This is a genomic window from Streptococcus sp. S784/96/1 (assembly GCF_902729355.1).
Taxonomy (GTDB): Bacteria; Bacillota; Bacilli; order Lactobacillales; family Streptococcaceae; genus Streptococcus; species Streptococcus caledonicus.
The window spans coordinates 1-7,256 of the sequence record NZ_CACVCC010000056.1 but is presented as its reverse complement, the minus strand read 5'-3'; the positions used below and the strand labels follow the sequence as shown (position 1 = coordinate 7,256).

Genomic DNA, 7,256 nt, shown 5'->3' with positions numbered 1-7,256 from the left:
GTAAACAATAAGGTCAAGACTGAGGCAAAGGAAAAAACTTTGTTTCAGTCTTTTTTCGGATAAAGAACATAGAGTTTTCTTAGGTTGTAAGGGGTAGTTGGACTTTCCCAAAAATTTAGACACATACAAAATTCTTGCAAAACTTGTTGAAATCTAGTAGAATAGTATCTTGTGAGTATCCCTCACTTCCTGCTGACAAGGTTCAGTAGGCATTAGACCAAAAGGAGGAACATATCAATGGCTAAATACGAAATTCTTTATATCATTCGTCCAAACATTGAAGAAGAAGCTAAAAACGCTTTGGTAGCACGCTTTGACTCTATCTTGACTGACAACGGTGCAACTGTTGTTGAATCAAAAACATGGGAAAAACGTCGTCTTGCTTACGAAATCAAAGATTTCCGTGAAGGACTTTACCACATCGTTAACGTTGAAGCGACTGACGCAGTAGCTCTTAACGAGTTTGACCGTTTGTCAAAAATCAACGGCGACATTCTTCGTCACATGATCGTTAAACTTGACGCGTAAGAAGGTGCTCTATGATTAATAATGTAGTGCTTGTGGGTCGTATGACCCGTGATGCAGAACTTCGTTACACTCCAAATCAGGTGGCTGTAGCAACTTTTACCCTAGCTGTTAACCGTATTCGTAAAAACCAAAATGGTGAGCGTGAGGCGGACTTTATCAACTGTGTCATCTGGAATCAACCAGCTGAACACTTAGCAAACTGGGCTAAAAAAGGTGCTCTTATTGGAATTACAGGTCGTATTCAGACACGTAATTATGAAAATCAACAAGGTCAACGTGTTTATGTAACAGAAGTTGTTGCTGAAAACTTCCAAATGTTGGAAAGTCGTGCTACACGTGAAGGTAACGGTGGCGGTTCTTATAATCCAAGTTCTTCTCCGTTTGGGGGGACAACTGGTGGTGGCTTCCAATCGCAACCTGCACAATCAACACCAAACTTCGGTAGAGATGAAAGCCCATTTGGTAACGCAAATCCAATGGACATCTCAGATGACGATCTTCCATTCTAATGGATAAAACGAATTAAATATATAAAGGAGAATTAAACATGGCTCAACAACGTCGTGGCGGATTCAAACGCCGTAAAAAAGTTGATTACATCGCAGCTAACAAAATTGAATATGTTGATTACAAAGATACTGAGCTTCTTAGCCGTTTCGTTTCAGAACGTGGTAAAATCTTGCCACGTCGTGTAACAGGAACTTCAGCTAAAAACCAACGTAAAGTAACAACAGCAATCAAACGTGCTCGCGTTATGGCTCTTATGCCGTTCGTAAATGAAGACTAATAACCAAGAAACCGGCTTATGGCTGGTTTTTCTTATGCTCTGAGATGTCAAAAGATAGTTTTTGTTTTGGCTAGAATTAACTAGCGCAACGGGTGTTTTGTATTTTTTGTTAACCTTGTTGTCCTAATGTGGTGTAGGCAGAAGCGGGCTTCTACGGAGTTTTATTTCTTCTTGGCAAACTTGGTGCCTTTCGCTCCCCGTTTTATAAGATCAGGCTGAAACTGTTGACTGGACAATCTCATCCCTCTTGAGACTGGAACAAATCATCACGATGGCGGAGCCCACACCCACAAAACATCGCCTAAGAAGCATGAGTATAAAAATACGACTACTATTAGAGAGACAAGTCCTCATCATTAGTTAGGAGGAAACGACTATGGATATCATCTATACATCTTGTGCTGGCATTGATATTCACCAAGCTATGATAGCTGTCTGTATCTTACACGGCTCTCTCACTAGTACTCGTCCCAAACGTGAAAAAGCTCGCTTTGATACAACGACAGAAGGTTTACAACAATGTCATGATTTTCTCACATCTTTTCAAGGACAAGCTGTTGGCATGGAAAGTACAGGAGTCTATTGGAAACCCGTTTGGCATGCGCTCTGTCAAGACTTTGAGCTCATTTTAGCGAATCCAGCACATATGAAAGCCATCCCTGGTCAAAAAACAGATAAAAAAGATGCTTTCTGGATTGCCAAATTGACTCGTATCGGACTGCTCCCAAGAAGTTTTGTTCCTGACGAAAGGATTCAAGAATTACGAGAACTAACACGTCAACGGAAACATCAAGTTGAAACTCGTAACCGTGACGTGAACAGAATTCATAACATTCTTCAATCAGGAGGAATCAAATTAACGACTTACATTGAAGATATTATGGGCAGTTCTGGGCATAACTTGATGACTCTTTTAGTCAATGGAGAAACCATCACACCAGAAGTTATTCGTGCTAATGTTTATACGACTCTGAAACAGAAAATTCCTCAACTAGAAAAAGCCTTGGATGGCTATTTTTCAACTCACCAAAAAGTGTCTTTGACGTGATTCATGATTCGAAATACTTGACAACCAACGGGGAGGATCGTAAAATAACAAAGGGAATACTATTCCTTAAATGATATAAAAAATATGGGAGAATTTATGCGACATAATTCATCGGCACAGTCTGATAAAAGATTGCGCTTTTCTATTCGTAAGTTTAAAGCTGGAGTGGCTTCAGTAGCGATTGCGGCATTTTGGATGACAGGAGGCACTGTAGCAGCAAGTGAGAACATTGCAGCTCCTGTTCCAGAGATTAGCCTTGAGGCGGGGACTGAACCAGGGGTAGTGGAACCAGTTGCACAGCCTGTGGCTAACGTACCTAACAATAATACCGGCGTATTTTTAGGAATTGCACCAGTTAAGTATGATGTGACTTATACAGATGTGGAAACGACTCAAGTCGTCCATCGTGAGCAACGCGAACAGAGAGTTGAAGCAAAAGATGGTGAGACTGTTGAAAATGTTCAAACAACAGTTATCGCAGATACAAACAGTATTCCGGGCGACCAGCGTTATGAGTTGGCACCTGGTCAGGACAAGTCCGTAACCCACACCTTATCAGAAGTTGGTTACCTCGTTGATTTCAAGGTTACTAAGGCAAAAGAAGCTCAACCAGTGGTACCAACTAATTCAAACGCTACAAAAGGTGTGACAGCAGAAGCTAAAATGCCTATAACTGAGGTAGACGGCGTTGCGATGAATAATGTTCCGACAGCAGGTTATACGACAGAAAGCCCTGTTGTCACTAACATGAACGGTACGAACAAGCCTGTGTATCATGATAGCACGAAACAAACCTTCGCTGTTCTCGATGTTAGCAGCAAAGGGGACTACTATACCGCCGGAGTTCCAGGTGAAATTTACTTTGATAGTAATGGGAACTACAGTAAGCGTTCTGGAAGAGGTTTTACACAAATCCATCAGATTGCTTTTAGCACAGAAAAAGATGGATCTGGTACTGTTTATGCTGGCTTTTATGATGCGAATGGTAAACTTATCAAGACGGATACGTTTGAAGCTAATAAACCACAAAGCAAAACGTATGGTGAATACACCATCAACTATAACTTTTCAAAGGATTCTAAAGGCAACCTTAACCCTATTTTAGGGGTTGCTGGTAAAGACCCTCAAGGCTTTTTCAATGAGCTCTATACGAACTATGAAACTGCCTTGAGCAATATCACTAAAAATAAATACATCGGCTACGGCTGGTTTGTGCCGACGTTGATCAAAAAGGAAACCGACTATGTCGTTGATGGCACAAAAGAAGTTATTGCGACTGTGACACAGACCGATTTGTCTGGAACAAAATTTAAAACAGAGGCTCCTCAAAAAATTGTAGCTAATGGCAAAACATATGAGCTAATTCCATCTAAATCTGAAAACGTTACGGGGACGTTGAATCCATTTGTAAATAAAGGTGATGAGCTTGTTGTTGGTACTGATTTAGGCTACATGATCCACTACAAAATGTTAGATGATAAAGGGACTCTCCAGTGGACGCTATTAGATCCGAACGGGAAGCAAGCGCCTCAAGCTAAACGTGAGCAAAAACCTACTACAGGTACGATTACACCAGGAAAAGTTGATACTGTCCCTGTTAATATTAGCCGTTCAACAGGTACAATTGAGACGACTGATGTCACAACGTTCTACATCAGTAACCCGTATTTCAAGGGCGGTAAAACAACTTACTATTACAAAGAAGTTGGACCTGCTGAAGAGTTGCCTAAGACGGGTGATGTCAACGTCCACTATCACATTGTTGATAAAGAGGGGAATATTCTGACTCCTAATGCTGTGCCAAAAGAAACAGTTGTCAAAGATGGTAAGGTCGACAGCGCTTATGATGCTACGCCGAAAAAGAAAACAGACATCACAGTTGATGGCAAGACCTACTACTTGGTAACACCAGAGACTAGCAAGCATCCAGCAACAGATGGAGCTTCTGAAACAGGTCAAGTTGAGGCAGACAAGACTAAGGTTGTTAACTACTACTATGTTGAGCAGCCGACAACTGGTAATGTCGAAGTTAACTATTTCACACTTGAAAACGGTCAATCGACCCAGTTGTCCGGTACTGCTGAAGGCTTAAAAAATAAAACGTCTGTTAATGCAGTTGAAGTTGATACCAAGGATGGAAAAGAAGGGGATAGCTACGATACGACAGATCTTCGTCCAAGTAGCATTACAGATGCTAACGGAGTGAAGTGGGTACTTTCGCCTTCTGATACTAGTGGAGATGATGAGAAAGGAACTGTTGAAGCAGGCAAAACCAAGGTTGTAGAATATTACTACATTAAAGAACCTGCAAAAACGGGTTCAGTAGTCGTCAATTATGTTGATACAGAAGGAAATGTTCTGCAACAACAGTACACTGATACTAAGGATGCTCCAGTAGGTAAATCATACGATGCTACTGAGAACAATGAAAAACCATCAGAAATTGTCAAAGATGGCAAAACCTATGTTCTTGCCCCAGCTGGAAATTATCCGATTGGTGAAGTAACGGAAGATAACAACCTTCGTTCGTCTAATAAAGAAGAATATAAACTAGCCATTGATGCTATCAAAGGTGAGATTATCCCAGGTGAACGTGCAGTTACTTATGTGTATAAGCTCAAAGAAGATACACCAGAAGCGCCACAACCAACTGGTAACGTGACTGTCGAGCACATCACGACAACAGGTGAAGTGTTGAAACCAGAAACACCAGTGAAGACCAATGAGCCAACCGGTACGCCATACGAAACCAAACCAGAAGACAAGATTGTCACTGAAGATGGCCGTACGTTCGTCTACAAGAAAGTGAAGAATGGTTCAGCACCTCAGAAAGGAACAGTCACTGAAACACCACAAAAAGTGACTTACGTCTATGAAGAGGTGAAGGGTGATGTTAAGGTTCACTACGTGAATGAAGCCGGTGAAACCATCAAGACATCTGTTGTGGATACGCCAGAAAGCCCAACAGGCACAAGCTATAACACCGCAGATGATAACAAGCCAAACCGCATCACGACAGAAGACGGCAAGGTTTATGAGTATGTTCGTGTGCAAGAAGGCTCAGCTCCTGAAGAAGGTAAGGTCGTTGAAGGCACAACTAATGTGACTTACGTTTACCGTGAAGTACCTAAGACACCGGAAACACCAACACCAGAAGCACCAAAACCAACTGGTAACGTGACTGTAGAACACATCACGACAACAGGTGAAGTGTTGAAACCAGAAACACCAGTGAAGACCAATGAGCCAACCGGTACGCCATACGAAACTAAACCAGAAGACAAGATTGTCACTGAAGATGGCCGTACGTTTGTTTACAAGGAAGTGAAGCAGGATTCAGCACCTCCTGCAGGAACCGTTACTGAAACACCACAAAAAGTGACTTACGTCTATGAAGAGGTGAAGGGTGATGTTAAGGTTCACTACGTGAATGAAGCCGGTGAAACCATCAAGACATCTGTTGTGGATACGCCAGAAAGCCCAACAGGCACAAGCTATAACACCGCAGATGATAACAAGCCAAACCGCATCACGACAGAAGACGGCAAGGTTTATGAGTATGTTCGTGTTCAAGAAGGCTCAGCTCCTGAAGAAGGTAAGGTCGTTGAAGGCACAACTAATGTGACTTACGTTTACCGTGAAGTACCTAAGACACCGGAAACACCAACACCAGAAGCACCAAAACCAACTGGTAACGTGACTGTAGAACACATCACGACAACAGGTGAAGTGTTGAAACCAGAAACACCAGTGAAGACCAATGAGCCAACCGGTACGCCATACGAAACCAAACCAGAAGACAAGATTGTCACTGAAGATGGCCGTACGTTTGTTTACAAGGAAGTGAAGCAGGATTCAGCACCTCCGACAGGAACAGTCACTGAAACACCACAAAAAGTCACTTACGTCTATGAAGAGGTGAAGGGCGATGTTAAGGTTCACTACGTGAATGAAGCCGGTGAAACCATCAAGACATCTGTTTTTGATACGCCAGAAAGCCCAACAGGCACAAGCTATAACACAGCAGATGATAACAAGCCAAGCCGCATCACGACAGAAGACGGCAAGGTTTATGAGTATGTTCGTATTCAAGAGGGGTCAGCTCCTGAAGAAGGTAAGGTCGTTGAAGGCACAACTAACGTGACTTACGTTTACCGTGAAGTGAAACAACCTATTATACCAACTCTTTTGACTCCAAATCGTCTGACTCAACCTACTATTGAGAATCAGCCAGCTAAAGAAGTAATTAAGCAAGCATCAGCTTCAAACCAAGTACTTCCAAATACAGGAGAAAAAGCGTCAACGGCTGTTGTAATAGGATCGATTGCAACAGTAATTGGTTTAATCGGTTTGCGTCGTCGTAAAGAAGATTAAATTATTATCCATTACTATGTGGCTCATTGTCAACTGTAGCGAGTGACTTATAGCTAAAGACGAGAGGAGACGAGATTCGTCTTCTCTTTTTTGATGTTCAAAGCGGTTTTAAAGGTGCGATTAAGATGAGGTAACGTGTCTTGAATTAATCCCCAAAACTGGTCAATATTCTTCTCTTGTAGATGCAATAGGAGCAGTTGGTACAGGTCGTAGTAATCTTTAAGTTCAGGTACTAGAGTAAAGATTTTATTCAGACACTCCCTAGGAGTTAAGGTTTCTCTGAAAGTTCTAGAATAGAAAGCTTTAATAGAGAGTTTCCGACTATCTTTTAGGATAAATTTCCAATAGTATTTAAGAGCTCTGTATTCCAGAGATTTATCATCAAATTGTTTCATGATTTTGATTCTAGTCTGATTAAGAGCCCGGCTCATGTGCTGGAGTAAAATAGTCCAGTGGACTATTTTAGCCTCGAGCTAAGAAATTCGGAAGCGAGGGGTGGAAACGATCAAGAACAATTTT

At 41.8% G+C, this 7,256-nt stretch carries 4 protein-coding genes and 2 pseudogenes; 5 read left to right on the top strand and 1 reads right to left on the bottom strand.

All coding sequences use genetic code 11. The features are described from left to right. Window positions 1-237: 237 nt before the first annotated feature. The 5 genes and pseudogenes from rpsF (at window position 238) to GZ996_RS11335 (ending at window position 6,737) form a co-directional block, all read left to right on the top strand. Window positions 238-528, top strand: a complete 291-nt coding sequence (gene rpsF, locus GZ996_RS11355; protein ID WP_156806836.1) for a 30S ribosomal protein S6 — start codon at window positions 238-240, stop codon at window positions 526-528. An 11-nt stretch (window positions 529-539) separates the two neighbouring features. Continuing rightward, complete coding sequence (locus GZ996_RS11350; RefSeq protein WP_161979522.1) at window positions 540-1,037, top strand: single-stranded DNA-binding protein; 498 nt, start codon at window positions 540-542, stop codon at window positions 1,035-1,037. 38 nt (window positions 1,038-1,075) lie between these two features. Beyond that, a complete protein-coding gene (gene rpsR, locus GZ996_RS11345; protein WP_000068664.1) occupies window positions 1,076-1,315 on the top strand; it encodes a 30S ribosomal protein S18 in 240 nt (79 codons plus the stop codon). Between the two features lie 376 nt (window positions 1,316-1,691). Further along, window positions 1,692-2,357 (top strand): annotated as a pseudogene (locus GZ996_RS11340) (IS110 family transposase); the annotation flags it as partial. 102 nt (window positions 2,358-2,459) lie between these two features. Then, window positions 2,460-6,737 carry a MucBP domain-containing protein gene (locus GZ996_RS11335; protein ID WP_162012110.1) on the top strand — a complete coding sequence of 1,426 codons (4,278 nt, stop codon included), beginning with the start codon at window positions 2,460-2,462 and terminating at the stop codon, window positions 6,735-6,737. 95 nt (window positions 6,738-6,832) lie between these two features. On the opposite strand, the pseudogene GZ996_RS11330 reads toward GZ996_RS11335, so the two are convergent. Next, window positions 6,833-7,180: pseudogene (locus tag GZ996_RS11330) on the bottom strand (ISL3 family transposase); the annotation flags it as partial. Between the last annotated feature and the right edge of the window lie 76 nt (window positions 7,181-7,256).